This is a genomic window from Duganella rhizosphaerae (genome assembly GCF_040364205.1).
Lineage (GTDB): Bacteria > Pseudomonadota > Gammaproteobacteria > Burkholderiales > Burkholderiaceae_D > Rugamonas > Rugamonas rhizosphaerae.
This window is the reverse complement of sequence record NZ_BPWK01000025.1, coordinates 20,671-47,577: the sequence shown is the minus strand read 5'-3', so window position 1 is coordinate 47,577 and position 26,907 is coordinate 20,671. Positions and strand designations below refer to the sequence as shown.

General features: G+C 64.7%; 24 protein-coding genes. 8 read left to right on the top strand and 16 right to left on the bottom strand.

Features of this window, described 5'->3' with window-relative positions:
• Window positions 1-117: 117 nt before the first annotated feature.
• From RUGAMON1_RS31495 to RUGAMON1_RS31445, 11 genes are all read right to left on the bottom strand, one after another.
• The gene (locus RUGAMON1_RS31495; protein ID WP_445234214.1) at window positions 118-2,553 is read right to left on the bottom strand and encodes a TonB-dependent receptor plug domain-containing protein; all 2,436 of its coding nucleotides are present in this window, start codon (window positions 2,551-2,553) and stop codon (window positions 118-120) included.
• 47 nt (window positions 2,554-2,600) lie between these two features.
• Complete coding sequence (locus RUGAMON1_RS31490) at window positions 2,601-3,116, bottom strand: RidA family protein (RefSeq protein ID WP_445234213.1); 516 nt, start codon at window positions 3,114-3,116, stop codon at window positions 2,601-2,603.
• An 11-nt stretch (window positions 3,117-3,127) separates the two neighbouring features.
• On the bottom strand, window positions 3,128-3,550 hold the full coding sequence (locus RUGAMON1_RS31485) for a c-type cytochrome (protein WP_445234212.1): 423 nt from the start codon (window positions 3,548-3,550) through the stop codon (window positions 3,128-3,130).
• Window positions 3,547-5,154 (bottom strand): flavin monoamine oxidase family protein, encoded by a 1,608-nt coding sequence (locus RUGAMON1_RS31480; protein WP_445234211.1) that lies wholly within the window; start codon window positions 5,152-5,154, stop codon window positions 3,547-3,549. The genes RUGAMON1_RS31485 and RUGAMON1_RS31480 overlap by 4 nt, the downstream gene beginning before the upstream one ends.
• A gap of 280 nt (window positions 5,155-5,434) precedes the next feature.
• Window positions 5,435-7,285: a TnsB C-terminal domain-containing protein gene (locus RUGAMON1_RS31475; RefSeq protein WP_445234210.1), complete on the bottom strand. Its 1,851-nt coding sequence runs from the start codon at window positions 7,283-7,285 to the stop codon at window positions 5,435-5,437.
• Between the two features lie 287 nt (window positions 7,286-7,572).
• The gene (locus tag RUGAMON1_RS31470; RefSeq protein WP_445234209.1) at window positions 7,573-9,828 is read right to left on the bottom strand and encodes a DEAD/DEAH box helicase; all 2,256 of its coding nucleotides are present in this window, start codon (window positions 9,826-9,828) and stop codon (window positions 7,573-7,575) included.
• 225 nt (window positions 9,829-10,053) lie between these two features.
• Window positions 10,054-10,314 (bottom strand): hypothetical protein, encoded by a 261-nt coding sequence (locus RUGAMON1_RS31465; protein ID WP_445234208.1) that lies wholly within the window; start codon window positions 10,312-10,314, stop codon window positions 10,054-10,056.
• 38 nt (window positions 10,315-10,352) lie between these two features.
• Entirely contained in the window at window positions 10,353-10,703 is a 351-nt protein-coding gene (locus tag RUGAMON1_RS31460; protein WP_445234207.1) for a hypothetical protein, read from the bottom strand.
• Window positions 10,704-11,282: 579 nt separating this feature from the next.
• Window positions 11,283-11,543 carry a hypothetical protein gene (locus RUGAMON1_RS31455; RefSeq protein ID WP_445234206.1) on the bottom strand — a complete coding sequence of 87 codons (261 nt, stop codon included), beginning with the start codon at window positions 11,541-11,543 and terminating at the stop codon, window positions 11,283-11,285.
• Window positions 11,544-11,600: 57 nt separating this feature from the next.
• A complete protein-coding gene (locus RUGAMON1_RS31450; RefSeq protein WP_445234205.1) occupies window positions 11,601-11,909 on the bottom strand; it encodes a hypothetical protein in 309 nt (102 codons plus the stop codon).
• A 143-nt stretch (window positions 11,910-12,052) separates the two neighbouring features.
• A complete protein-coding gene (locus tag RUGAMON1_RS31445; RefSeq protein WP_445234204.1) occupies window positions 12,053-12,859 on the bottom strand; it encodes an SDR family oxidoreductase in 807 nt (268 codons plus the stop codon).
• A gap of 85 nt (window positions 12,860-12,944) precedes the next feature.
• Between RUGAMON1_RS31445 and RUGAMON1_RS31440 the strand changes: the two genes are divergently transcribed.
• Genes RUGAMON1_RS31440 through RUGAMON1_RS31430 form a run of 3 tightly spaced genes read left to right on the top strand, consistent with a single transcriptional unit; the run spans window position 12,945 to window position 15,785 of the window.
• Window positions 12,945-14,573, top strand: a complete 1,629-nt coding sequence (locus RUGAMON1_RS31440) for a M28 family peptidase (RefSeq protein WP_445234203.1) — start codon at window positions 12,945-12,947, stop codon at window positions 14,571-14,573.
• A gap of 54 nt (window positions 14,574-14,627) precedes the next feature.
• Window positions 14,628-15,326 (top strand): dienelactone hydrolase family protein, encoded by a 699-nt coding sequence (locus RUGAMON1_RS31435; protein WP_445234202.1) that lies wholly within the window; start codon window positions 14,628-14,630, stop codon window positions 15,324-15,326.
• A 15-nt stretch (window positions 15,327-15,341) separates the two neighbouring features.
• Window positions 15,342-15,785, top strand: a complete 444-nt coding sequence (locus tag RUGAMON1_RS31430; RefSeq protein ID WP_445234201.1) for a thioesterase family protein — start codon at window positions 15,342-15,344, stop codon at window positions 15,783-15,785.
• Between the two features lie 14 nt (window positions 15,786-15,799).
• Here the strand turns inward: RUGAMON1_RS31430 and RUGAMON1_RS31425 are convergent, their stop codons facing one another.
• Window positions 15,800-16,291, bottom strand: coding sequence for a DUF3016 domain-containing protein (locus RUGAMON1_RS31425; protein ID WP_445234200.1), 492 nt, complete (start codon window positions 16,289-16,291; stop codon window positions 15,800-15,802).
• A 239-nt stretch (window positions 16,292-16,530) separates the two neighbouring features.
• Here RUGAMON1_RS31425 and RUGAMON1_RS31420 point away from each other — a divergent pair, with 239 nt between their 5' ends.
• The gene (locus tag RUGAMON1_RS31420; RefSeq protein WP_445234199.1) at window positions 16,531-18,453 is read left to right on the top strand and encodes a PhoX family protein; all 1,923 of its coding nucleotides are present in this window, start codon (window positions 16,531-16,533) and stop codon (window positions 18,451-18,453) included.
• Between the two features lie 44 nt (window positions 18,454-18,497).
• On the opposite strand, the gene RUGAMON1_RS31415 is transcribed toward RUGAMON1_RS31420, so the two are convergent.
• Entirely contained in the window at window positions 18,498-19,172 is a 675-nt protein-coding gene (locus RUGAMON1_RS31415; RefSeq protein WP_445234198.1) for a PDDEXK nuclease domain-containing protein, read from the bottom strand.
• A 248-nt stretch (window positions 19,173-19,420) separates the two neighbouring features.
• Here RUGAMON1_RS31415 and RUGAMON1_RS31410 point away from each other — a divergent pair, with 248 nt between their 5' ends.
• Both RUGAMON1_RS31410 and RUGAMON1_RS31405 read left to right on the top strand, forming a co-directional pair.
• Window positions 19,421-20,926, top strand: coding sequence for a DUF3369 domain-containing protein (locus RUGAMON1_RS31410; protein WP_116992652.1), 1,506 nt, complete (start codon window positions 19,421-19,423; stop codon window positions 20,924-20,926).
• A gap of 36 nt (window positions 20,927-20,962) precedes the next feature.
• Window positions 20,963-21,892 (top strand): SAM hydrolase/SAM-dependent halogenase family protein, encoded by a 930-nt coding sequence (locus tag RUGAMON1_RS31405; RefSeq protein ID WP_445234197.1) that lies wholly within the window; start codon window positions 20,963-20,965, stop codon window positions 21,890-21,892.
• A 74-nt stretch (window positions 21,893-21,966) separates the two neighbouring features.
• Here the strand turns inward: RUGAMON1_RS31405 and RUGAMON1_RS31400 are convergent, their stop codons facing one another.
• The 3 genes from RUGAMON1_RS31400 to RUGAMON1_RS31390 form a co-directional block, all read right to left on the bottom strand.
• Window positions 21,967-23,910 (bottom strand): GAF domain-containing sensor histidine kinase, encoded by a 1,944-nt coding sequence (locus RUGAMON1_RS31400; protein ID WP_445234196.1) that lies wholly within the window; start codon window positions 23,908-23,910, stop codon window positions 21,967-21,969.
• Window positions 23,911-24,033: 123 nt separating this feature from the next.
• Window positions 24,034-24,573, bottom strand: a complete 540-nt coding sequence (locus RUGAMON1_RS31395; protein ID WP_445234195.1) for an FxDxF family PEP-CTERM protein — start codon at window positions 24,571-24,573, stop codon at window positions 24,034-24,036.
• Window positions 24,574-24,713: 140 nt separating this feature from the next.
• Window positions 24,714-25,214: a hypothetical protein gene (locus RUGAMON1_RS31390; RefSeq protein WP_445234194.1), complete on the bottom strand. Its 501-nt coding sequence runs from the start codon at window positions 25,212-25,214 to the stop codon at window positions 24,714-24,716.
• 409 nt (window positions 25,215-25,623) lie between these two features.
• Here RUGAMON1_RS31390 and RUGAMON1_RS31385 point away from each other — a divergent pair, with 409 nt between their 5' ends.
• Both RUGAMON1_RS31385 and RUGAMON1_RS31380 read left to right on the top strand, forming a co-directional pair.
• Window positions 25,624-26,280 (top strand): Npun_F0296 family exosortase-dependent surface protein, encoded by a 657-nt coding sequence (locus tag RUGAMON1_RS31385; RefSeq protein WP_445234193.1) that lies wholly within the window; start codon window positions 25,624-25,626, stop codon window positions 26,278-26,280.
• Between the two features lie 15 nt (window positions 26,281-26,295).
• Window positions 26,296-26,868: a PEPxxWA-CTERM sorting domain-containing protein gene (locus tag RUGAMON1_RS31380; protein WP_445234192.1), complete on the top strand. Its 573-nt coding sequence runs from the start codon at window positions 26,296-26,298 to the stop codon at window positions 26,866-26,868.
• Window positions 26,869-26,907 lie beyond the last annotated feature (39 nt).

The window sequence follows — 26,907 nt, the reverse complement described above, 5'->3', positions numbered from 1 at the left end:
CGGTTATGCACAAACTGGCCCACTTAATTTATGGGGTGATACACAATGACAAGCCTTTCGATCCCAATTACCTATCGAAAGGGCTTGTCATTCAAGACGGTATCTGACCCCCGGGGTTTAGAACTTGTAGTTGGCGCGCACGTAGTAGTAGCCGCCGTTGATGCCGATCGGCGAGAACGATGGCAGCACCGTCACCGCCGCGTTGTCGCCGGCAGCGCGCTCGTCCGCCAGCAGCGCCGGATTCACGCCGTTCGGATACTTGTTGAACAGGTTGTTGGCGCCGACCGCCACCGACCATGCGGGACTGATCTTGTAACCCACTTCCAGGTCGGTGATCGCCTTGGCCGAGATTTCGGTCAGGTGATAGACCGAGCCGTCCTCGCTGCCGTACTCCGACGACTTGCCGTAGATCGCCTCGCGCAGGTTGATGGTCCAGGCGCCGATCTTCCACAGCGCGCCCAGGTTGATGCGCACTTTCGGCGAGGCCGTTTCCAGGTCGGAGATGGCGGTCTTGTCGAGCAGCGTCTGCGGCAGCAGCTGGGTCGGCGCCTGGTTGATCTTGGTGACCTCCACCTTGTTGTAGTTGGCCGCCACCGACCAATCCACCTTGCCCGCCGTGCCGTAGTTCTCGTTCAGCGTGGCGACGAATTCCAGCCCGCGGCTGCGGGTGTCGACCGCGTTGGAGAAGATGTTGATGCCGGTCTGGCTGACGGTGCTGTCGAGCACATTGCCGTTGGCCTTGATCGCCGCCACCACCGCCGGCGAGTTGACCGATCCGCCCGAGCCGTACAGCGCGCCTGAACCGACGATGCGGTCGCGGATCTTGATCTGGTAGGCGTCCAGCGTGATGGCCAGGTTGGCGGCCGGGTTCAGCACCAGGCCCAGGCTGAAGTTGGTCGAGCGTTCAGGCTTCAAGCCATCCACGCCCACCAGCTTGGCGCCGGCCGAATTCGGCGCCAGCTGCACGAAGGCGGTGGTCGGGCCGACGTTGGTGGCCGAATAGTATTCCTCGGCCAGGGTCGGCGCGCGGAAGCCGTTGCTGAAGGTGCCGCGCACGCCCACCAGCGGCGAGACGTCGTAGCGCGCCGTGAACTTGCCCACCTTGGCGTTGCCGAAGTCGGAGAAGTGTTCGTAGCGGGCCGCCAGGTCCAGCGTCAGGTCGGCGACCGGGTTGCCGGCCAGGTCGATGTAGGCCGCTTCGTTGGTGCGGCGGTGGCTGCCGGCGTCGGTTAGCGAGAAGCCCGGATAGGACTGCGAACCTTCCTTGTAGCGCGAGGCGGCGTCGCCCGCTTCGATCTCGTACTTGTCGATGCGGTGCTCCAGGCCTGCGGCCACGTTCAGCGGCTTGGCCCAGCCAACCGCGAACTCGCGGCTCGCCTCCAGCGACGTGGTCAGCTGGCTGGCGATGAAGGAACCGGCGCGGAACACGGTGGGCGTGGTGCCGGTGTCGTTGAACAGCGAGACGTTGCCCGAATCGGCGACGCCGATCTTGCTGGTGTCCTTGCCGTAGGTGGAGCTCAGGTCCAGATTCCAGCCGGCCAGCACGCCCTTGACGCCGCCGGTCAGCGCGTAGTCGTCCTGCTTCATGGTTTCCTTCGGCGAGAAGCCGGTCGGATAGACCTTCGGCAGGCGGCTCGGCAGGCGGTAGTTCTCGTAGGCGCGCGCTTCCTTGTGGCCCCAGGTGGCGATGGCGTACAGCTGGCTGTCCGGCGCGAAGTCGTAGCCGAAGTTGGCCGCCAGGACGTTCAGGTGGTATTGCGCGTCGCCCGAGATGTGGTTGACGTGCGGGTAGCCGGCCTGCTGGAACATGCCGGGATAGGCCGCCATGTTGGCGGCGGTGATCACGCGCGGATCGATGCCGCCACGGTCGCTGTAGCCGTGGTACTTGGATTCGGCGGTCAGGCTCAGGTAGGCGTCCTTGAACGGTTCGACGCCGACGTTGGCCGAGGCGTCGCCGGTGCGCCCGCCGCCGTCGGAGTAGCCGCCGCCGGTGGCGCTGGCGGTGCCGCCGTGGTTGTTCGATTTGAGGATGATGTTGATCACGCCGGCGATGGCGTCGGAGCCGTATTGGGCGGCGGCGCCGTCCTGCAGCACCTCGATGTGGTCGATCGCGGAGACCGGGATGTAGTTCAGGTCAGCCGCCGCGCCGCCCTGGTATGGCCCGCCCAGCACGGCCAGGTTGGCGGTGCCGTGGCGGCGTTTGCCGTTGATCAGCACCAGCGTGTTGTTCGGGCTCAGGCCGCGCAGGCGGGCCGACAAGGTCAGGTTGGCGGTGTCGCCGCCGAAGGCCTGCGCGGTGAACGACGGCAGGTTCTGCGCCAGCGCCTGGATCAGGTCCGGCTGGCCGGTGCGTTGCAGGGAGGCCGCGTCCAGCACCTGGATCGGCGAGGCGCTGTTCTCCACCTTGATGCCGCTGGAGCGGGTGCCGGTGACGATCACCGCGCTGACGACGGCGTCGTCGGCTGCCGCCGCCGCGTCGGCGGCGTAGGCGGAACCCATCGACAGGGTGGACAACACGGCGGCGACGCCGGTCTTGAGTATGGCCTTATGCATAGTTAATCCCCATTGAATAAAAAAGAAAGTAAGACCCTGCTACGTAATTATTTTTTTGCGGCGACGACTTCGATTTCCACCAGCCAGCCCGGATTGCTCAGGGCCGCCACCTGCACCACGGCGCGCGCCGGCAGCTTGGTCTGCGCACCCCCGAAGTGCTGGGTGTAGGCCTCCATGAAGCCCTTGGTGTCGGCCTTGCCGCCCTTGGCCGGATCGCCGACCAGGTAGACGGTCATCTTGACCACGTCCGTCATATCGAGCTTCATGCCCTCCAGGACTTCCTTGATCTTCTTCAGCACCGATTCGGACTGGGTTTTGGTGTCGCCAAAGGCGGCCAATGAATCCGGCGCGGCGCTGGCGTCGGCGATGGCGGGCACCTGGCCGCTGACGAAGTGGATGGTGGCGGTGGCCGGCACCGTGACCGCCAGCGCGATCGGGAAGTCCGAGCCGGGGATCTTGTGACGGACGATATCGGCGGCGGCGGCTTTCGGCGCGGCGCTGGCGGCGCCCGGCAGGAGCGCCAATGCGGCAGGAATCAACAGTGTGGCGAGTGCTTTGTTCATGCGTTCTTCTTTCAGTGTTTGTTGGACATCTGGCCGTTACTAAAATGGTCGACTTGCAGCGCATCGCGCAGCGCCAGCACCTCCGGCTCGCTCAGAGGCGCGGCCTGGTTGCCCCAGTTGCTGCGCACGAAACTGAGAACAGTGGCGATCTCCTGGTCGCTCAGGCTGTCGCTGAAGTCGGGCATGCCGCCGCGCCCTTTCAGCAGCACCGTGGCGACGTCCGCGCCTTTCCCCTGCACGAACTTGTTCCCCGCCAGCGCCGGGAAGGCGCCAGGTATGCCCTTGCCGCTGGCCTGGTGGCAGGCCGCGCAGTTTTTCATGAACAGCGCCTTGCCGTCCGCCGTCGCCGCGTCCTGCGCGCGCGACGGCGCCGTGGCGCCGGCCGCCAGCACGGCGATGATCGCCATCGCCGCCTTGATCAACGCCTCCTTCATGCGCTGGCCCTTTCATGGATCTTGGCGATCTGCTGCCACGCCGATTCGATGGCGCCGGCCTGCCAGCCGGTCAGGTAGCTCAGGTGCTCGCCGGCCAGCAGCACGCGGCCCTCGCCCTCCACCAGGATTGGATAGGCGGCGGCGCGGGTCTTGTCGGTCCACTCGGCCCAGCCGCCCAGGTTGTACTGCACGCGATGCCAGGCGACAGAGAACGCGGTCTCGAAGTTCTCCGTGTATTGCGGGAAGATCTTCTGTCCCGCCTCCAGCGCGAAGGCGGCGCGCTCCTTGGGCGACAGCGCGCTGATCTCGATCGCGGCCGTCTGGTACTGGTAATAACCGAGCAGCACGCCCTTCTTCTTTTGCCAGCCGTAGGACGGCATCGAGATGGTGTTGATGCCTTTGAGGTCGGTGAGCACATGGCCGCCGTACAGATGCTCGTCCTCTTCCCAGAAGCGGCGCTTCATCTGCAGGCCGATCTTGCCGACCGGCGCGTAGGCCACAGTGGCGACGGCCTGCTTGAACTTGTCCGAGAAGTCGGTATCGATCTGGCGCAGCACCGACAGCGGCATCGCCACCAGGCAGTAGTCAGCGCCGATGCTGCCGCTTTTGCCGGTGCCGGTATCCTTGTAGGTGACCGTGACGCCCTTGTCGTTCTGGCGGATGGTCTGCACTTCGGCGCGGTAGCGGATGTTCTTGCCGACGCGCTTTTCAAACGCCTTGGCGATGGCGTCCATGCCGCCGACCGGCTGGAACATGGTGTTCTGCATCGGGAAGTCCTGCACCGCGCTGTAGACGTTGCCCAGCTTGGAGGCCAGCAGGTCCTTGAAGCCCAGCGGGTCGGACGGCGTGCCCGCTCCCGGTGAGATGCCGGCGCCAGGGTTGACGGCGAAGCCGCGGCCAGTGCGGCCCTTGTATTGCAGGTCGGCGCCGGCCAGCTGGCCTTCGTGCGCCAGGTAGTCCAGCAGCAGGCGCTGGTCGTCGGCCGTCAGTTCGGCGTCCAGCTGCTTGCTCTTGACCGACTTGGCCAGCAGCTCGGAGACGTGGCCGCGCATGTCGGCCTTGATCTCGGCCACCCGCATGCGCTTGCCGGCGTACGGGCCGGCGTTTTCCGAGTAGACGAAGGAGTGGTCGTTATCGTTGACCATCACTTCCAGCGGCACCTCGAACAGCCGCGTGTAGTGCAGCGTCGACTGGTGGTGCAGCGGGATGCGCCACGGGCCGTGGTTGATGTACTGGCCGTCGTCGAACTCGCAGGTCTGCTTGTCGCCGCCAAGCTCGGTGAGGCTGAAGCCCTTGCGCGCGGTCTGGCAGCGGCCGCCGGCGAAGGCGCGCGCTTCGAGGATCTGGCAGTGGTAGCCCAGCTTCCCCAGCTCGTAGGCGGCGGTCATGCCGGCCAGGCCGGCGCCCAGTATCAGCACCTTCTTGCCTTTGCCGCTGCCGCTCAGCGCCGGCGGCGCCGAGGCCGTCGAGCCTATGCCCATGCCCCAGGCGTTCATGGTGTTCAACAGCAGGCCGGTGCCGCCGACCGCCGCCGCCCGATACAGGAAATCCCGCCTTGTTAACGCACTAAACGATTTAAACGATTTGGCTGTTTTACTATTCATCGATTTCCTCTCGTGACTTGCGTATGTATAGTCCTCATCTAGCAATCGCCGTGCCACAAATCCAAGCAAAATAAACATGCTTCGTCGCTGAAGCGATCCTTATGGAATAAGGCGATACGCCATCCTGAAAGGCACTTGCGGCGACAGACTTTATTTGCGGATTATTCAGCGCGCGGAGCAGGCAAAAACGGCGCGCCGCACCAGCGGGAGGCGTGCACCGGAATGGCGAGAAGTGGCATGCACGGCGCTGGACAGCGCCGTGTGCTATCGACTTTGGAAATCAGTTAGCGTAGCTGGCGACAGCGTGCGTAGTGCTACGTAGGGGCGCCGCAGAGGCGGCGGGGATGGGGCGCGGCAGGCAAGCGATTTCCGCCGCCGAGAGGTGGCGCTGCGCGCTGCTGCTGTCGGCCATGTGGCAGGCGTGGAATTGCATGGGCGCGCCGGCGTCCAACAAATAAATCATGTCCATGTCGGCCGGGTCGTAGGCGACCCGCACCTGCCACTGCCCGCGCTGGCGCGCCCGCTCGAACCAGTGCTCGTTGATGGCGCGTGCGCAGGTGTAGACGCTGTCGAACAGCACGATGCCGTCGGCGCTGACGGTGGCTTGCGTGGCCGGCATCAGGCTGCAGCGCAGCAGCTGCTCGGGATAGGTCTTCAGGCTGCCGCCACGCTGGGCGACGCCCCACTCCCACAGTGCGCGCGGCGTGGCGTCGCCGGCGTGGCGGCTGTTGTTGTGGTAAAGGATGGCGTCGATGACGATGCGGGTGAACTGGTCCAGGTCGAGCACGCCGTCCAGCCGGCAGGCCGTGCCGGCGTCGCCCGGCGCCAGTAGCAGGAAGCGTTTTTCCAGCACGGCCTTCCATTCGTCCGGGCCCTCGCCGGCGTCGGTGCAGCGCAGGTTGAAGTTGTTGAGCAGTGTTTCGCACTGGGCGCCGCCGCTCAGGGCGGCGTTGGCGGTCAGGGTTTCCGGCAGGTGGCGGCAGGGCCACTGTCCGGCCTCGATGGCGCGGCCGTATTGCTGGCTGTAGCGCTGCTTGTCGGCGCCGCAGTTGGCCAGGGCCAGCATGGCGTGCTGCCAGCTGGGGGCGCCCAGGCCGATGTAGACGCCGGCCACCATGCGGCTGAAGGCGTCGACCGCCACGTACACCAGCGGACGGCCGATGGCCCGCTGGCGGTCGGCGCGCGAGACCAGCTGCACTTCGGCGCGCACCACGTCCAGATAGAAGCCGGCGCCGGGCCGGCCGGGCGGCGCCGCGGCATCGACGGCCAACTGGCGGGCGTCGCCGCTGCGGCCAACGGCGCCGTGACCGTCGGCCTGCGCGCCGCGCGCCGTGGCGGCGGCGCTGCGGCGCACCACTTCCGGCGGCCGGTCGTCGTCGTGATCGAGCCAGTAGTTGAACTGGCCGAAGGTCGGCAGCGCGTCCGGCAGCGCGCCGGACGCCGCCAGCACGCGGCCGCTGTCGGCGTCGATGCGACGCTCGCAGAAGAAATCGGCCAGCATCTGCTGGTAGGCGCCCAGCCGCGAGAACTTGGCGTGGCCGGCCGCGTAGTGCGCGATGGCGACCCGGAAGGTGCGGCGGATTTCCTCGTCGGCGTTCATGCCGGGACCATCGTCGACGCCGTTCTTGCGCGGGCGGCCGCGCTTGACGCCGGCCGAAGCCTGGCGCACCTTGCCGCGCCCGCCGGAGTTGCAGTAGTCGGGCAGCAGCGCGTTGGGCGTCTGGCCGCGCTGCCAGTAGCGGCGCAGGTAGCGGTAGATGGTGGGATGCGATACGCCGTGGGTGGCGGTGGCCTGGGCGATCAGCTGGCCGCGCTGGCGCGCTTCGTAGATGCCCGGCTCCAGCGCCACCAGCGCTTCGACGATGCGCCACGCGCGCGCGCGCAGCTGCAGGTGCTTGGGCGGCAGCAGCTCCTGGCTGACCACCATCAGGTAGGGATCGGCCGCCAGCACGCGCGCATGGCCGGCGCGGATGTCGGCGTGCAGCGCCGGCAGCGTCACCAGCTCGACGTCGGCCGACCGCGCCGCGACGTCGAACACGTAGGCGTGGCTTTGCTCGGGGGCGATCCACAGCACGCGGACGGTGCGCGGAGACGGGTGCGTGTAGTGCAGCAGGTCATTCCGCAGCAGCATCGGCGCCTCGTGTGCGGGAGTGTAGAAACAATGCGGTCATTCCGTGCTCCTTGCTCAACGACTTGTCGGTTATCCTATCTTCAATGCAATAAACGGGCCAGAGGCCGCGCTCCTATGAAAACGCCGCCGGCCGGACCGGCCGGCGCCCACGCCGGGCGTGCTTGTGGTGCAAGGCGGCCGCCGGGCGCACCGTGCGCGTGCAGGCGGCCCATATGAAAACAGGGCCTTGCGGCCCTGTGGTGTGAAACGATCTATAAGCGATCTATAACCGATCTATAACCTAGCGATCAATACTTCTTCTTGAACGCACCCTTGGCGCCCGGCGCCGGCTTTTTAGGCGGCGTCGATTTGCCGGACTCCGGCGGCATGCGCTCGGCGTGGCTGATCTTCAGCTGCGCGCCGCCGACCCATACCTTGCCCAGGTGCTTGAACAGTTCCGGCGGCATCCCGTCCGGCAGCTCCAGCATGCTGTAGGTGTCGAAGATCTCGATGCGGCCGATATGCTTGGCTTCCAGGCCAGCCTCGTTGGCGATGGCGCCGACGATGTTGGACGGCGTGGCCGCATGGTTGCTGCCCACTTCGATGCGGAATGCGCTCATCGGCAGGGTGACCTTGCCCGGCTTTTCCTTTTTCTTCTTCGGCGCGGCGTCCTCTTCCACTTCGGCAGATTCAACGCGCGCGGCCTTGGCCAGCGGCGAAGCGGCCGGCGCAGGGGCTGCCGGCGCGCGCGCCGGTACCGGACGGGCCGCAACCGGCGCAGGTGCAGGCGCCGGCGACGGCGCGCCCTCGCCGCCATCGCGGCTGATGCGCAGCTGCTGGCCGGCGACCTTGATGCTGGCCAGGTGATCGAGCACGTCACCGGTCAGGGTGTCCGGCATATCGAGCACGCTGTAGTCGTCGTAGATCTCGATGCGGCCGATGTTCTTGGAGTCGATGCCGCCTTCGTTGGCGATCGCGCCGACGATATTGCCCGGCTTGACGCCGTGCTGGTAGCCCACTTCGATGCGGAAGGTCTGCATGCCCGGATCGGCGGCGCGTACGATGCGTTCCTTTTTCGGGAAACGCTCGCTGCGGTCCGGACGTTCGCCGCGGTCGGCGCGTTCGAAACGGTCGCCGCGATCACCGCGGTCGCCACGGTCACCGCGGTCGTTGCGCTCGAAGCCCACTTGACGGCCCGGACGCTCGTCCCAGGTGGCGGCGGCCACTTGCTGCTTTTTGTCCAGCAGCAGCGGCACGTCGCCGCGCGCCATCTTGGCCAGCGCGGCGGCGATCTCGATCGCCGGGATGTTCTGTTCGCGCTCGAAGTCCTCGATCAGCGACTGGAACTGTTCCAGCTCGCCCTGGGCCAGGGTTTCGCTGATCTGCGACTTGAACTTGGCGATGCGGACGTCGTTGACGGCCTGGATGGTCGGCAGCTCCAGCATGCCGATCGGCTGGCGGGTGGCGCGCTCGATCGATTTGAGCAGGTTCTTTTCGCGCGGGGTGATGAACAGGATCGCCTCGCCGCTGCGGCCGGCGCGGCCGGTGCGGCCGATGCGGTGGGTGTAGCTTTCCGGATCGTGCGGCACGTCGTAGTTGACCACGTGGCTGATGCGCTCCACGTCCAGGCCGCGCGCGGCGACGTCGGTCGCCACCAGGATGTCGATCTTGCCGTCCTTGAGCTGCTGGATGGTGCGCTCGCGCTGCTGCTGCTGGACGTCGCCGTTGATGGCGGCGGCGGAGAAGCCGCGTGCCTGCAGCTTGCTGGCCAGTTCCTCGGTACCGAGCTTGGTGCGCGAGAAGATGATCATGCCGTCGAAGTTCTCGGCTTCCAGGATGCGGGTCAGCGCGTCCAGCTTGTGCATGCCCGACACCAGCCAGTAGCGCTGGCGGATGTTCTCGGCGGTGCCGGTCTTGGCGGCTACCGTGATTTCCTTCGGATTGCGCAGGTAGGTGTTGGCGATGCGGCGGATGGCCGACGGCATGGTCGCCGAGAACAGCGCGGTCTGGCGCGATTCCGGGGTCTCCTGCAGGATGCGTTCGACGTCGTCGATGAAGCCCATGCGCAGCATTTCATCGGCTTCGTCCAGCACCAGCGTTTTCAGCTTGGACAGGTCGAGCGAACCCTTGTCCAGGTGATCGATGACGCGGCCCGGCGTGCCGACGACGACGTGCACGCCGCGGCGCAGCGCCGACAGCTGCGGGCCGTAGCTTTGGCCGCCGTAGATCGGCAGCACGTGGAAGCCGGGGATATGCGCGGCGTAGGTCTGGAAGGCTTCGGCGACCTGGATCGCCAGTTCGCGAGTCGGCGCCAGCACCAGCGCCTGCGGCGTGGTCTGTTTGATATCGATGCGCGACAGGATGGGCAGCGCGAAGGCGGCGGTCTTACCCGTACCCGTTTGCGCCTGGCCCAGGACGTCCTGGTTGTCCAGCAGCGACGGGATGGTCGCGGCCTGGATAGGCGACGGCGACTCGTAACCGACATCTTTCAGCGCTTTGATCAGGGGCGCGCTGAGGTTCAGGTCGGTAAAAAGGGTAATTGGGGAGGTTGGGGTTTCAGACATGGCGTCACTCACAAGTATGTTCGAATCGCCTAATTGCGAAAGAAATTTGTGCGTAGTTTACTCCCTATCGACGCTTTGAGCCGAATTTTGGGCAAAAACGGCCATTTGCAGGCAAAAGCGCGACGTTCTCAGCCAAAAAAAGGGACAGGCCTGAGCCTGTCCCTTTTTCTTGCGCCGCCCAGGCCTGAGGTCCGGGGCGGCACGTCCTGCGCTAGCGGATGCGACTTACTTGCTGGCGGCTGGAGCCGATGCTGCCGGCGCCGGGGTCGAAGCTGCCGGGGTTGAAGCTGCCGGTGCGCTGGCGGCTTTGACTGCCTTGGCCTTCTTGTGATGCACTTTCTTGGCCGGTGCGCTCGCTGCCGGCGCCGACGCGGCTGGCGCCGGGGTCGATGCGGCGGCGGTTGCGGAGGCCGAAGCGGCTGGAGCTTGAGCGAATGCGGCGCCCGCGAACAGGGTGGCGATCAGGGTAGCGATTACTTTTTTCATGATGTGATTCCTTTAAAATGGTTTATATAGTTTTTTAATTACTTGACTGCTGCTACTTTGGTGTCTGCTTTTGCCGCGGCGACTGGGGCTGCGACTTTGGTTTCTACTTTCGCATCGGCGACTGGCGCTGCGACTTTGGATTCTTTGGCTTTGTGATGGCCCTTGGTCTTCGCGGTCTTCACTTCAGCTTTGGCTTCGGTTTTCACTTCAGGCTTGGCTTCGGTTTTGACTTCTGCGGTTTTGACTGCGGCGGTTTTCACTTCGGCCTTCGCTTCGGTTTTCACCACGGCTGGCTTGGCGGCTGGCGCGGTGGTGGCGGCGACTGGCGCTTGTGCGAATGCTGCGGTAGCGAACAGGCCGGCGATCAGGGAAGCGATAATTTTGGTCATGATGAATTTCCTTTTTCTGGGTTTCGGCATCGGGACTATCCCGTGTCGCATGAGCAAAAAACGGCGCAGCCACCCGATCAGTTGACGCCCATTACAAGCGCTTACCGACTCTTACACTCGCTTACAACTCGGATCAACCATTTTTGCCCGCGCCGTTGGCATGCACAGGGCGGATCCGGTTTTTTCGGCTTTTACTAAAACGCGATAACCACTACTACCCAGCGCTAGCTATCGATATTTCGTGCGACTCCGCGCTATTTTCGGAACTAAAAAGTGCTAACCGCCTCTAACGAATACAGGCCGAAAAATATAGCGGTGTTTAGTATTCGGCCCAGCATTTTTAGTAATTGATAGCGCGCTGTAGTACAGGTCAGTAGTGGTTAGCAGCGCTTAGTATGCGCCTTCCCGGCAGTGACGAATGGCTGCTGGCCGAGGTTTGCCGGTCGGCGCGGAAAGCGGCGATCGCACGTTTGCATGGGGACGACAACAACTTCCCGGAAATCCGCGATGAACCCCAAAAAAAATGCCGCCCAGTGTGATCTGGGCGGCATTCGGGCCGAAGCCGTACTGCGTCTTGGATTACTTGCTGGCGGCTGGAGCCGATGCTGCCGGCGCCGGGGTCGAAGCTGCCGGCGCCGAAGCTGCCGGTGCGCTGGCGGCCTTCTTTGCCTTGGCCTTCTTGTGATGCACTTTCTTGGCCGGTGCGCTCGCTGCCGGTGCCGATGCAGCTGGAGCCGGGGTCGATGCGGCGACGGTTGCGGAAGCCGAAGCAGCTGGAGCTTGAGCGAATGCGGCGCCTGCGATCAGGGTGGCGATCAGGGTAGCGATTAATTTTTTCATGATGTGATTCCTTTAAAATGATTTATATAGTTTAACTAATTACTTGAATTATTTGAATTACTTGGCTGCTACTTTGGTGTCTACTTTCGCAGCGGCGACTGGCGCTGCGACTTTGGATTCTTTGGCCTTGTGATGGCCCTTGGTCTTCGCGGTCTTCACTTCTGCTTTGGCTTCGGTTTTCACTTCAGGCTTGGCTTCGGTTTTGACTTCTGCGGTTTTGACTGCGGCGGTTTTCACTTCAGCCTTCGCTTCGGTTTTCACCACGGCTGGCTTGGCGGCTGGCGCGGTGGTGGCGGCGACTGGCGCTTGTGCGAATGCTGCGGTAGCGAACAGGCCGGCGATCAGGGAAGCGATAATTTTGGTCATGATGAATTTCCTTTTTCTGGGTTTCGGCATCGGGACTATCCCGTGTCGCATGAGCAAAAAACGGCGCAGCCCAGCGATCAGTTGACGCACATTACAAGCGCTTACCGACTCTTACACTCACTTACAACTCGCCGCAACCGCTCTCAATGCGGTTTCACGTCATCCTTCAGCGCCGCCAGCGCCATGCGCTCCACCAGCCCGGGCGCGATCAACTTCATCCAGCGTCCCAGCTTGCCCTTGGCCGACATCACCACCTCGCGCCGGCGCGCCTGCATGCCGTCGACGATCAGCCGCGCGCACTCCTCCACCGGCATCGCCTTGTCCTCTTTCAGGCTGCTGCTGCCCAGCGCCCCGCCGGCCGCGTTGTAGCCGCGATAGCGGATCTGCGTCGCCACCACGCCCGGATAGGCGATCGTCACACTGACACCGGCCGCCTTCAATTCAGCGCGCAAGGCCTCGAAGAAGCCGCTCATGGCGAACTTGCTGGCGCCGTAGGCGGTACGCCCCGGCACCCCGACCAGCCCCGCCAGCGACGACACCGCGACGATGCTGCCGCGCGACTGCTTCAGATACGGCAGCGCCGCGTGGGTGCACCACACGCTGCCCCACAGGTTGATCTTCATGAGCTCCTCGTACCAGGCCAGGTTGTCGACCTCCTCGAACAGCGCGTGCGCCGAGCGGCCGGCGTTGTTGATCAGCGCATCGACGCGGCCAAAGCGCGCCACGCAGGCCGCCACCAGCGCCGTGCACTGCGCCTGCACCGAGACGTCGGTCGGCGCCACCAGCGTCTGCGCGCCGGCCGCCGCGCAATCGGAGGCCACCAGCTCCAGCGCGGCCGCGTTGCGCGCCGCCAGCACCAGCGCCACGCCGCCGCCATGGCTGCGCGCCAGCTGGCGCGCCATCTCGGCGCCGATGCCGTCCGAACTGCCGGTGATGATGATGACTTTCATGGCTCTCCTTTATTTGGGCAAATAATTTTGACAAGTACAGTAAGATAGCCCGCTTCTGCACCGAATCACACATCATGGAGTAAATATGCGTCTTCCAGCCCTCGCAATCGCCGCCGGTCTTGGCCTGGCTTCCCTCCACGCCGCCGCCCAGGAGGCGCCGGCGCTGACGGAAGCGCCGCTGCGCGCCCACCTGTCCTTCCTGGCCGACGACCTGTTCGAAGGCCGCGGCACCGGCCAGCGCGGCGGCGACCTGGCGGTGCGCTACCTGGAGACCCAGGCGGCCGTCATCGGCCTCAAGCCGCTGGCCGGCGGCGGCTACCGCATGCCGGTCAAGATCGAGGGCACCAAGCTGCTGGCCAACAGCGTCGTGCGGTTCGACGCCAACGGCAAGAGCATCACGCCGCAGAACGGCAGCGAGATCGTGTTCGGCACCGCCGGCGGCAAGGCCGACCTCACCATCGACGCGCCGCTGGTGTTCGTCGGCTACGGCGCCATCGCGCCGGAAGAGAAATGGGACGACTACAAGGGCGTCGACATGAAGGGCAAGGTCCTGGTCATGATGGTCAACGATCCGCAGCCCACCGCCGCGGAGCCGAACCGCTTCGCCGGCAAGGCCTACACCTACTACGGCCGCTGGCTGTACAAATACGAGGAGGCGGTGCGCCAGGGCGCGGCCGGCGTGCTGCTGATCCACACCACGCCTTCCGCCTCCTATCCGTGGAGCGTGCCGGCCAACGGTTTCAGTCACGAACGCTTCCACCTGACCGGCGCCGGCAATCCGCTCGAGGGCTGGCTGCAGGAGGACACCGCACGCGCGCTGTTCGCCGCCGCCGGCTTCGACCTGGACGCGCTGCGCGCCCGGGCCGAGACCCGCGAATTCCGCCCGGTCGACCTGAAGACCAGCGTGCACGCCGAAGTCCACAGCGCGATCCGCCGGATCGAACAGTTCAACGTGGCCGGCATCGTGCCCGGCACCGACGCCAAACTGAAGGCGCAGGCGGTGGTCTACTCGGCCCACTGGGACCACCTGGGCATGGACGAAGGCGTGCGCCGCGACGACCGCAGCGACCATATCTGGAACGGCGCCATCGACAACGCCTCCGGCGCCGCCGCGCTGCTGGCGATGGCGGCCGAGGCGGTCAAGCATCCGACCAGGCGCACCCAGGTCTTCCTGTGGCCGGCCGCCGAGGAACAAGGCCTGCTGGGCAGCGCCGCCTACGTGCAGAAACCGGCCTGGCCGCTGGCGCAGACCACGGCCGACCTCAATCTGGACAGCATGAACTTCGTCGGCCCCACGCGCGACATCGGCGTCGCCGGCGCCGAGCGCAGCAGCCTGTACGAGGCGGCCGGCGTGGTGGCGCGCAGAATGGGGCTGAAGCTGGCGCCGGCCATCCCCGACCTGTCCGGCGCCTACTTCCGCGCCGATCACTTCAACTTCGCCAAGGCCGGCGTGCCGGCGTTTAACGTCGGCTCGGCGGTGTTCTCCGGCGACGGCCACTTCGAGTTCGTCAAGGACCCGGTCAAGTCGGCCGCGCGCCTGGTCGCGTTCAAGAAGGACTACCACCAGGTCAGCGACGAATACCACGCCGACTGGGATTTGTCGGGCATGGTGCAGCAGGCGCAGTTCACGCTCAACCTCGGCTACGCGATCGGCAACGCGCCGGCCATGCAGAGCTGGAAGGCGGGCGACGCTTTCGGCAAGGTCAAACGCTAAACCGCAAAAAAAGGTAGGATGGCCGCTCCCCCGAACCACCGTACAAGGAACAGCATGGAAACCAACAGCCACTGGATCGATATCGCCACCGCCGACGGCAGCTTCGGCGCCTATGTCTCGCTGCCGCGCGGCGGCAAGGGGCCGGGCATCGTGCTGCTGCAGGAGATCTTCGGCGTCAACCAGCATATCCGCAACGTCGCCGACCAGTACGCGGCCGACGGCTACGTGGTGATCGCGCCGGACCTGTTCTGGCGCCACGGCGCGCGCATCGAGCTCGGTTACGACGACGCCGGCTGGAAGCGCGCCGTCGAACTGATGAACGCCAACGACTTCGCGCTGGCGCAGTCCGACATCGCCGCCACCGTCAAGGCGCTGCGCGCCACCGACGGCGTGGCCGACAAGATCGCCGCGATCGGCTACTGCTACGGCGGGCGCCTGTCCTACCACACGGCCGCCAACGGCCTGGTGGACGCGGCGGTGTGCTACTACGGCGGCGGCATCCACAACGCGCTCGAGCGCGCCGGCCAGATCACGGTGCCGATGCTGATGCACTTCGGCGGCGCCGACAGCCACATCCCGCCGGCCGCCGTGCAAAGCATCGCCGAGCGTTTCGGGGACAACGAGCAGGTCGAGATCCACGTCTACCCGGGGGCCGAGCATGGTTTCAACTGCAACCATCGCTCGTCCTACCACCAGCGCGCCGCCGCCCAGGCGCACGGCAACACGCTGCTGTTCCTCGGCGAGCAGCTGTAATCAGAAGGTGAGCCCATGGCCCGTTTAACGCTGGTCTTCCCGGAAGACCAATACTACTTTCAAACCCAGCTGACGGTGCGGGTGACCGACATCAACGGCGCCAACCACCTGGGCAACGACTCGATGATCTCGATGATCTCCGAGGCGCGCGCGCGCTTCCTGTACGACTTCGGCGTGCAGGAAACCGGCAGCGACGGCGTCGGCATCATCGTCACCGACCTGGCCACCACCTACAAGGCCGAAGCCCACGCGCGCGACCAGCTGCTGTTCGAAATCGGCGTGATGGACTTCAACGCCTACGGCGGCGACATCACCTTCCGCATCAGCCGCCCCAAGGACGGCAAGCTGGTGGCGATGGCCAAGTCCGGCTTCGTCTTCTTCAACTACCAGACCGGCCAGGTGACGCCGATGGCGCCGGAGTTCCTGGCCAAGTTCCCCAAGGTCAACCGCCTCGACTGAGGCCCGGCCTCGGCTCAGCGTGTGGCCACCTTCGGCACGACGACCTTGTTGAACCAGTCGTCGAGCATCTGCTTTTCATAGCGCAGCGTGTCGCTGTCGCTGTAGCGGCTCATGCCCTGCATGTAGTTCATGTTCGACAGCTGCTCGTCGCCGCTGCGCAGCACCTTGCCGTCCTGCTCCAGCGTGTAGCGCAGGTGCATGCGCGGCCAGTCGGCGCCGCCGTTCAGCACGCGGATGTCCTCGCCGCCGTGACGGCGCGGCCACATGCGGCCCGCCAGGTCGATATCGAGCACCTCGATTTTCAGGTTCTGGCCGGCCGGCAGCTTCTTGTTCAGGGTGGCGAAATAATCGCTGAAATCCTTCAGCACGCGTTCGCGGTCGACGGCGTTGCGCGGCACGTCGGCGTAGTCGTCCGGCTTGACGTAGCTGACGCTGACGTCGGCCCAGGCGGCGCTGGCCAGCAGCGCCAGAACGGCGGCCAGCATGGTACGGGTGAATACTCGCATTTGCTTCTCCTTCACTGGTTATGCTCAATATATGCTTTCAATATAGCCCGTTTCGCCGCCCCCGGCCCGCGCTGAATTGCTTTGTTACCGGATTTACTTTAGCCGCCGTTTTGCCCGATGTCACGCTCCTGTCATATCAAATCACTAATATTGCGCCCGTCGAGGTGAAGCCACCGCCTCGCATGATGCCGCGCCCGGCGCGGCACATGGAATGGCCACTATTACAACAGGATTCCCCCATGACCGACTCGCTCGATCTGTCCCGCCGCAGCATCCTCAAATTCTTGTCCAGCGCGCCGCTGCTGCCGCTGGCCGGCGGCAGCGCCACCGCCGCCCTGCTGGCCGCCTGCGGCGGCGGCGACACTGCCGCGCAAGCGCCGCAGCTGCTGTCCGTGACCTTCACCGGCATGGCCGCGCCGTCGCTGAGCGACGCCGCCGCCATGGCCACCACCACGGTCGGCTCGACGCTGAACATGACCTACTCCGACGGCAAGACCCAGCCCTACTCGCTGGCCTACCAGACCTTCTTCATCACCGGCGCCAAGGTCTCCAACGGCAGCGGCGGCACCGTGCTGGCCGGCGGCTACTACGACATCAACAACCAGCCCATCGTCGACAAGACCGACGCCGCCCAGCGCCAGTTCTTCTCCGACTGCCCGGACGGCACCTCGCTGCTCAAGCTGGCCGCGCCGACCGTGGCCGGCGTCAAGGGCAACACCGTGTTCGCCGTGGTGCAGTTCGAATACGCCACCCGCAACGTCAAGGGCGACTCGATGTACGGCATGCTGCCGTCGCCGATCGCGGTGCTGACGCTGGACCAGGACAAGACCACCGGCGCGCTGACGCTGGTGAAATACCACAACGTCAACACGGCCGGCGTCAACGGCCTGTGGATCACCTGCGGCGCCAGCCGCTCGCCGTGGAACACCCACCTGTCGAGCGAAGAGTACGAGCCGGACGCGACCACCATCGCCAGCAACAGCCAGTTCGCCGCCTTCAGCAGCAACCTGTTCGGCGACGCCGCCAAGGCCAACCCTTACCACTACGGCCACATGCCGGAAATCACCGTCAACCCGGACGGTACCGGCAGCATCAAGAAGCACTACTGCATGGGCCGCATCTCGCACGAGCTGGTGCAGGTGATGCCCGACGAGCGTACCGCGCTGATGGGCGACGACGCCACCAACGGCGGCCTGTTCATGTTCGTCGCCGACAAGGCGCAGGACCTGTCCTCCGGCACGCTGTACGTCGCCAAATGGAACCAGAAGACCGCAGAAAACGGCGGTTCGGCGACGCTGTCGTGGATCAAGCTGGGCAGCGCCACCAGCGCCGAGATCAAGGCCCTGGCCGACACCCTGAAGGCGGCCGACATCCTCAGCGCCAAGACCAGCGACCCGGCCGACGCCAGCTACACCAAGATCCCGTTCAGCGGCAAGAGCAACTGGGTCAAGATCGTGCCGGGCAAGGAAAAGGCCGCGGCCTTCCTGGAAACCCACCGCTACGCCGCGCTCAAGGGCGGCAGCATGGGCTTCACCAAGATGGAAGGCACCACCGTCAACGCCAAGGACAAGATCGCCTACTCGGCGATGAGCTACATCAACGGCGCCATGAAGGACGGCTCCGGCGGCATCAAGATCCAGGGCCCGAGCGCCGGCATCGTCTACGCGCTGAACCTGAAGGCCGGCCAGGTCGACGACAGCGGCGCCGCCATCAACAGCGAATGGGTACCGGTCGACATGGCCGCCGTGCCGGCGCTGGTGGGCGAGGACCTGGCGAAACCGGACGCGCTGGGCAACCTGGCCAACCCGGACAAGATCGCCAATCCGGACAACATCAAGTTCTCGGAAAAGCTGCGCACCTTGTTCATCGGCGAGGACAGCGGCCTGCACGTCAACAACTTCCTGTGGGCCTACAACGTCGACACCAAGGCGCTCACGCGCGTGCTGTCGACGCCGGCGGGCGCCGAGTCGACCGGCCTGCACGCGGTCGACGACATGAACGGCTTCGCCTACATCATGAGCAACTTCCAGCATCCGGGCGACTGGGAGACGGCGCTGCACGGCAAGGTGCAGGCCACGCTGGACCCGCTGATCCGCGCCAACTACCGCGACCGCTTCGGCGCCGCCGTCGGCTACCTGACCGGCCTGCCGACCTTGAGCTAAGCGCTTGAACTAGTTACCCCGGCTGTCCCGGCCCGCAACGAGCGTCAAGCTCCTTGCGGGCTTTTTTGCGTCCAGCGCTCCAGGCGCTCTACCAGCAGGCGCTCGTCGGGCAGCAGCATCTGGTACTCGGCGGCGACGATTTTGTTCGGCAGGCTGTCGAGCGCATAGCGCGCCTCAGCCGCGCCCTTGGCGGCGCACAGGATCAGGCCGACGGGTGGATTCTCGTCCGGCTTGGTCCAGTGCTCGCGGGCGTAATTCAGGTAGAGGTGCATCTGGCCGGCGTCGGCGGCGCCGAACTTTCCGGTCTTTAGTTCGATAACCATCTTGGTCTGATTCCTGGAAAGCACGGTACGTTCGTAGAACTGGCTATTCACCTGACGATCCAGCTGACGAACCGACCAGCCACCACGCAGCGCCTCCGTTTCGTAGAACAGCCGGGCGGCGGAGGTCTTTACGGACATCAAGCGAACATAGGCCGACCAAGGCAATCGCAATTCTCCAGACGGTGTCTGGAGAATTTCCGGCCAGAATAAATAGAATTTACGCATTTGCAACAAATTCTGCTTGCTGAACCCGCGACCAAACCGCGCAGTGAGATCGCCTCCAAGCCGCTCAATCAGTTCTTCACCATAAGATGCGCGGTTCGTTCCGGCCTGCTCACACTCGACAATCCGCCGCCCGAGCGCCCATCGGGCCGCCAACGCTTTGTTGCACGCCACGACAAAATATTTTTCACAGAGATAGCAATATTGCCAAAAACGAAGTATTGTTTCGGCTGCACATAAGCGTTACAGAAGACTAACGCTGCGCCGCCGCGCTCAGGCGCGTCGTACAATCAGAGCGCCCGGAAACACCTCGGGAGTGTTGTGCAAAGCAACAGGAATTTTTGTTGCCTGTTGTTAATAGCAGTGGGTAAGACTACAATCGAAAAACTATTTGGTAGTGCCATTTTGCGGAACCCGTCCCTATGTCTTTTTTGTCTTCTGCCTCGCCTAAGCTAGCGCCCTGGAAAGTCCTGTTGGTCGACGACGAACCGGACATCCATGACATTACAAAACTGACGCTGAGCCGCTTCCGCCTCGACGGCCGCGCCCTGAGCTTCGTGCACGCCTACAGCGGCGCCGAAGCCAAGGAAGTGCTGGCGCGCGAAACCGACATCGCCCTGGTGTTCCTCGACGTGGTGATGGAGAAGGAAGACAGCGGCCTGGAGGTGGCGCGCTGGATGCGCCAGGACCTCGACAACCAGTTCACCCGCATCGTGCTGCGCACCGGCCAGCCCGGCCAGGCCCCCGAGGAACGCGTGATCGTCAACTACGACATCAACGACTACAAGGAAAAGACCGAGCTCGACCGCACCAAGCTGTTCACCACCACCTTCGCCGCGCTGCGCGCCTACCGCGACATCATGAAGGTCGAGGAAGCCCGCCGCCAGCAGCTCAACTACCGCGAAGGCCTGGAGCGCGTGATCGCCGCCTCGGCCCACATCTTCCAGCAGCGTAATCTGAAAGACTTCGCCAACGGCCTGCTGCAGCAAGTGGTGGCGCTGCTGCGCCTGGAGCACAGCATGCTGCTGCGCCTGCGCGGCGCCACCGCCATCAGCGGCGAGAACGACTACGAAATCCTGGCCCAGATCGGCGACGAGGACGGCACCCTGCTGGACGCCGCCGTGCTGGCCCAGCTCGACGCCGCCAAGAGCAACAAGATCTCGCGCGTCGAAGGCGACACCTACATCGGCTACTTCCCCAACAGCAGCGGCAAGGCGTCGCTGCTGGTGCTCAAGGGCGTCGAGGAAATCTCCGAGATCGACACCAAGCTGCTGGAAGTGTTCTGCTCGGGCGTCGCCATCGCCTTTGACAACATCCTCTTGACCCAGGAAATCACCGACACCCAGGCCGAGCTGATCCTGCGCCTGGGCGACGTGGTCGAATCGCGCTCCAACGAGGCCGGCAACCACGTGCGCCGCATGTCGGAAGTGTGCTACCTGCTGGCCCAGGCCTCGGGCATGCCGGAAGACGAAACCGCCGTGCTGCGCCACGCCGCGCCGATGCACGACATCGGCAAGATCGCCACGCCGGACGCGGTGCTGCTCAAGCCGGGCAAGCTCGACGCGGCCGAGTGGGAAATCATGAAGCAGCACCCGACCGTCGGCCTGTCCATCCTCGACGGCTCGCAGCGCCCGATCCTGAAGGCGGCCGCCGTGATCGCCCACCAGCACCACGAAAAGTTCGACGGCAGCGGCTATCCGCAGGGCCTGAAGGGCCACGACATCCACCTGTACGCGCGCATCGTCGCCGTGGCCGACGTGTTCGACGCGCTGATGCACAAGCGCTGCTACAAGGAAGCCTGGCCGATCGACAAGGTGGTCGAACACCTGCGCGAAGTGGCCGGCCATCACCTCGACCCGCTGTATGTCGACCTGCTGTGCCAGAACATCGACAAGGCGGTCGCCATCAACGAGCGCTTCCCGGACTGAGCACCGGGCGGCCGCAGCGTTCCGCACGGAGCATCCATGAAGCGTCCACGCAGCGCCCTCCTGTTCGCCGCAGCCTGCCTCAGCACGCTGATGGCCGTGCAAGCCCACGCCACGAATGTTGACCCGCACGCCCTGGTGCTGCTGACCGACTTCGGCACCTCGGACGGCGCCGTCTCCGCCATGCACGGCGTGGCCTACGGCGTCGATCCCAGGCTGAACGTCTCCGACCTGACCCACAACATCCCCGACTACGACATCTGGCTGGGCGCCTACCGCCTGTACCAGACCGCCAACTACTGGCCGCAGGGCAGCGTGTTCGTCGCCGTGGTCGATCCGGGCGTAGGCACCAGCCGCAAGTCGGTGGTCTTAAAAACCAGGGAAGGCCGCTACTTCGTCGGCCCCGACAACGGCCTGTTCACCTTGATCGCCGAGCGCGACGGCGTGGCCGAGCTGCGCGAGATCGACGAAAAGGTCAACCGCCTGGCCGGCTCCGGCGAGTCCTACACCTTCCACGGCCGCGACGTCTACGCCTACGTCGGCGCGCGGCTGGCCTCGGGCGCGATCAGCTTCGAGCAGGTCGGCCCGGTGCTGCCGAGTGAATCGGTGGTGAAGATCGCTTATCAGAAGGCGGTCCGCCAGGGCAACGTCGTGCGCGGCATCATCCCGGTGCTGGACATCAAATACGGCAACGTCTGGACCAATATCCCGAAAGCCCTGTTCGACGAACTGGGCATCGGCGTGCACCAGCGCGTGCAGGTGCGCATCCTGCACAAGGGCAAGCAGGTGGACAAGGTGGTGGCGCCGTTCGAGCACACCTTCGGCGGCGTCGCGCAGGGCAAGCCGCTGGTCTATTTGAACAGCCTGCTGGACGTGGCGCTCGCCATCAGCCAGGGCAACTACGCCAGGCAGCACCACATCGATTCCGGCGTGGACTGGGAAATCGAGATCAGCAAGGCACCGAAGTAACCCGGCACAGCGGGGTCAGACCCCGTCCGGGGTCTGACCCCAGAGCGTCATTGCCGTGCGGGGTAGACCCGACCCTACTTGCGCTTGACCTTGGGGAAGCGCAGCTTGTAGTGCAAGCCCATGCCCGGCGCGCTGACCACCTTGATGGTGCCGCCCAGCGCGCCGGTGACCAGGTTGTACAGGATGTGCGCGCCCAGGCCGCTGCCGCCCGAGCCGCGCTTGGTGGTGAAGAAGGGATCGAACAGCTGCGCCAGCGTGCTGCTGTCCATGCCGGCGCCGTCGTCGCTGTACTCGAAGTCGACGAAGTCGCCGTCCACCTTGCCGGCGATCCTGATCTTGCCGGACTGCCCTTCCTCGAAGCCGTGCACCAGCGAGTTGACCACCATATTGGTGAGGATCTGCGACACCGCGCCGGGGAAGCTGGCCATGTTGATATGCTCGTCGCAATCGATCTCGACGGCGATCGGCTTGCCCTTCAGCTTGGGTTGCAGCGACAGCAGCACCTCGTCCAGGTATTTGCGCAGGTTGAAGCTGCGGATATCGTCGGACGACTGGTCCACCGCCACCTGCTTGAAGCTGCGCACCAGCGCCGCCGCGCGCTGCGTGTTGGTGGTCATGATGCGCAGCGATTGCGAGATGATGTCGAAGAACTGGTTCAAGCCGTCTTCGTCGAGCGTGCCGGCCGCCATGTCCTCGCGCGTCAGCTTGAGCTCCTCGACCAGGTGGCTGGTGGCCGTCACGCAGATGCCCAGCGGCGTGTTGATCTCGTGCGCCACGCCGGCCACCAGCCGGCCCAGCGAGGCCAGCTTCTCCTGCCGCACCAGTTCGCCCTGCGCGTCCTTGAGCGAGGTCAGCGCGCTCTCCAGCGCCGCGTTCTGCTCCTCCAGCGCCTCCTTGGCGCGGCGGATCTCGCGGTCGGCCTGCATGCGCGCGATCGCCACCGCCACGTGGCTGGCCATGAAGGCCAGGATGTCGAGGTCGGCCTGGGTGTAGGTCACCGAAACGTCGTAGCTCTGCACGATGATCACGCCGTAGGCCACGTCGCCCAGCAGCATCGGCGCGCCCATCCAGCTGGCGATGTCGACGTTGCCCAGCGGGTGGTCCATCTCGCCGCTGGCCACCAGCGCCTGGAAGCCGGCGCGGTCGAGCAGCATGGCCTGCTTGCGCTGCAAAACATACGACGACATGCCGACGCCGTAGTCGAAGCGCTTGACCGGCGCCTGCGCGTCCTTCTCGTCGACGAAATAGGGGATGCTGATTTCCTTGGTGTCCGGGTGGTACAGCGCCATCAGGAAATTCTGCGCCGGCACCAGCTCGCTGATGATCTGGTGCAGCCGCATGTTCAGGCGGCTGCCGCCGGTGGCCGTGGCCGACAGGTTGGCCAGCTCGTACAGCGCGCGCTGGATGTTCTCGGCGCGGCGCCGCTCGGCCACCTCGTGCGCCAGCAGGGCGGTGCGCTCCTGCACCGCGCGTTCCAGCCGGTCCATGCTCTGCAAGCCTTGCAGCGCGCTCGACACGTGGTTGGCGATCAGCGCGAACAGCGCCTGGTCTTCCTCGCTGAAGGTGTGTTCCTTGTCGTAGCTCTGGATCACGATGGCGCCCAGCGACTGGTGGTTCTGGTCCAGCAGCGGACAACCCATCCAGTGCTCGGCGATGGTGCCGATGCCGAAGCCGGCGTTCGCTTCCCGGCGCGACTGGTGCTCGGCCGCCGTCATCACCATGCGCGCGCGGGTGTTGATCACGGTCGCCGTCGGCGATTCGCCCTCGATCAGCTCGAACAGCTCGTCGCGGCTGGGAGGATCGTCGACCTCGTCGACGAAATACACGAAGCGCACCTGGTTGACCGGGCCGTCGCGGTCGCTCAGCGCCACGAAGAAATTGGCGGCATACATGATGCGGCCCAGCGCCGCATGCACGGCCTGCAGGAACTCGCTGATATCGGTGCAGCTGCTCGACTTCTGCCCGATTTCCAGCAGCATGGTTTGCACGGCTTCCAGGCGGGTGAGACGACTTTCCATCGATTTTCCTATTGTGAGGTAATGCGCATAGGAAATACTAGCAGGTCCGGCCCGCCCCGGCCACAGAAACAAAAACAGCCAGGCCGTCGCAACGGCCTGGCTGTTCGTCAGTGCGGCAAAGGCTTAAGCCTGCTTGCGCTGGCGGCGGCGCACCATGGCGCCGACCAGGCCCAGGCCACCCAACAACATGGCATAGGTTTCCGGCTCCGGCACGGCCGTCACGGTGACGCCGGACGAATACACGCCCGCCGAGTTGGACATGGCGCTGCCACTGATCAACACGTAGTAGTTGCCGGCGCCCAGGACAGCCGAATCGAGCTGCCACTGGTCGGTCGCGCCGGTCGACAGCTGATTGCCGCTCAGCAGCAGGCCGCCGGCGTTGTACAGCGCCAGGCCGCTGATGTCCAGGCCGTTTTTCGCATTGCCCGAATGCGAGTAGACGTCGGCCGAAATGGTCGAGGCGCCGGTCAGGGTGAAGGTGTATTTGTCGGCAAAGGTATCGTCCTTGTGGCCACCGGTAATGAAGTGACCGCCGAAGTCGGCACCGCTGCTCAGATCGAGCGGGGTGTCGGGATTGCTGATGTCTGCCGCGAACGCGCCTTGCGACAGCAAAGCGGCGCCAGCCATGGCGACCGCGCCAACCAGAACTTTGACTTTTATCATATCGAACTCCTTAAAAATGGGAGTCCAAAATGTAGCAGTCTCATCATTTCCAACCGGCCGCGCACGATACAATGTTACATTCCCTTACACGTTTATTTAACGAAATCTTAATTCCAGTAAAGAACAAATGACGCAGGAAACTATGGCTTGCGGTAGCCGTTTTCCATCCACGCCGACGCGCTGGCCACGCTCAGCTTGAAGGTCGGCGCCACCCGCACCCGCGCCAGCTCTTCGCCGTAGGGGTCGAAGGCGCTCAGCGTCGCGTAGGGGTCGTCCTCGTCGGGCACGATGTCGAGGCAGACCTTGACCTGGCCGTCCTCGCCGCTGACGAAGACGTTCTTGTGCAGCTGGGCGTGCAGCTGCTGCTCGTGGCGGCGGATCACCTCGTTGGCGGTCTTGACCAGGGTGTTGAAGGCGTTGACGTCCAGCGGCTTGGGGTTCTTCTTGTCGCGGCCCATGGTCCACGGCCCCACCAGCGCCGGTTCCGGCTCGCCATCCTTGATCATCGCCACCGCCCAGCCCTCGTCGTCATCGTTCTTGATCACGCGCGCGGTCCAGCCGTTCCCCTGCCATACGCGCGCCTCCTGGATCGGGGCGTCGTCGTCCTGCTGCTGTTCGGTGTCGGGGTGGTCTGCGCTCATGCTGTCGGCTCGTCGTGAAAAATGGGATGGGGGTGAAATGATAAGCGCCCCGCCGCATAACAACAATAAAAAGTCGTAGATCAAGTACCAAGCCGCCGGCGCCGGCCCGGCGCGGCCGGCTGTTTGTTTTTCGCACCGAACTGTGACCCGCACGGCGCACAGATTTAACTTTCCAATTGGAAACTCAACCGCCGCGCAGGGGCAAAACGCGGTATTTCCACCGTCGCGCGCCGCCGCCATCTCACAAACAGGCACAAGATTTAACACAAACCGAGCAAATCCTCTAAATTTTCCAGAGCGTTGCCAAGGAAATATTACTATTATCAATCTTGAATCATCAGTTTCCAGTAGTTAATAAAAGTCCAAGCCCGGCGCAATCGTTCGCCGGGCTCACATAAGGAATGTCCAAATGTCCATATCCAAAACCTTGCTGGCCCTCGGCCTGGCCGGCGCGGCGCTCAGCGCCAGCGCCGCCGTCACCTACACCGCCACTGCCGGCCTCACCTCCGGCGTCGGCGGCGTCACCACCAACACCTTTGACGACGGCCTGCTGCCGGCCGGCTTCGCCAGCTACGATCAACCTGGCGCCTTGATCCCGTCGCCGGGCAATTCCGGCTATGCGGCGCAGCCGCCGGGCGACCCGACCGCGTTCTTCTCGGTCGGCGTCAGCAACGGCCAGCCGTCGTCGTCCAGCGTCGCCTTCGGCGGCACGGGTGTCAGCTACTTTGGTTATTACATGGGCTCACCGGACACCTACAACATCGTCACCCTGTACAGCGGCAATACGATGGTGTTGCAGATCAACGGCGGCGACATGGCGACCGCCGCCAGCCTGATGGCCGACGGCAACCAGCACGTCGGCTTCTACATGAATTTCTTTACCGACAGCGGCACGACCATCACCCGGGTCACGTTCTCGTCCAACCAGAACGCCTTCGAGTCGGATAACCACTCTTACATCGCGGCGGTTCCCGAACCCCGCACCTACGCGATGCTATTGACCGGCATCGGTCTGCTGGGTTTCGCCGGCCGCCGACGCCAAGACATCAACCCGCGTTTTTACTAACTTAGGTTCGACAAGATGAAAAACATATTTCCAAAACTCGCCGCGGCGGCGCTGCTGTCGATCTCCGGTCTGGCCTCGGCCACGCCGGCCCCGCCCACCCCGCTGGCCCACTGCGGCCCGGGCGATATTTACTTCGACGTGCCCGGGGTGGCGGCGACGACCTGCTACGGCTACGTCGCCGGCAACCTGATCAACGACTCGCCGCCGGACCTGCACACCGTCAGCGGCATCCTGGGCACGACGTTCTCGTTCTCCGGCCAGAGCGGCGCGGCGATCGAGCATATCAACGTCAGCGCCGATCCCGTGACCCACATCACGACCTACGACTTTGCGCATCTGTTGACCGGCAACGTGATCGTCAGCCTGCACTTCGGCAACGGTACCGGCGGCCCGGGCAACGGCACGGCGTTCTACGCGTTCAACGCCGGCAGCGGCGTGGACAAGTTCTACACCACGCTCCAGGCCAGTTCCAACGCCGGCCTGTACCGGGTCACCTCGCCGGTGCCGGAACCGGAAACCTATGCCATGCTGCTGGCCGGCCTGGGCCTGGTGGGCGCCATCGCCCGCCGTCGCAAGGCGCGGGCATAAACACCCCGCCCAGCACAAAAGCCCGCGGCTAGCGGGCTT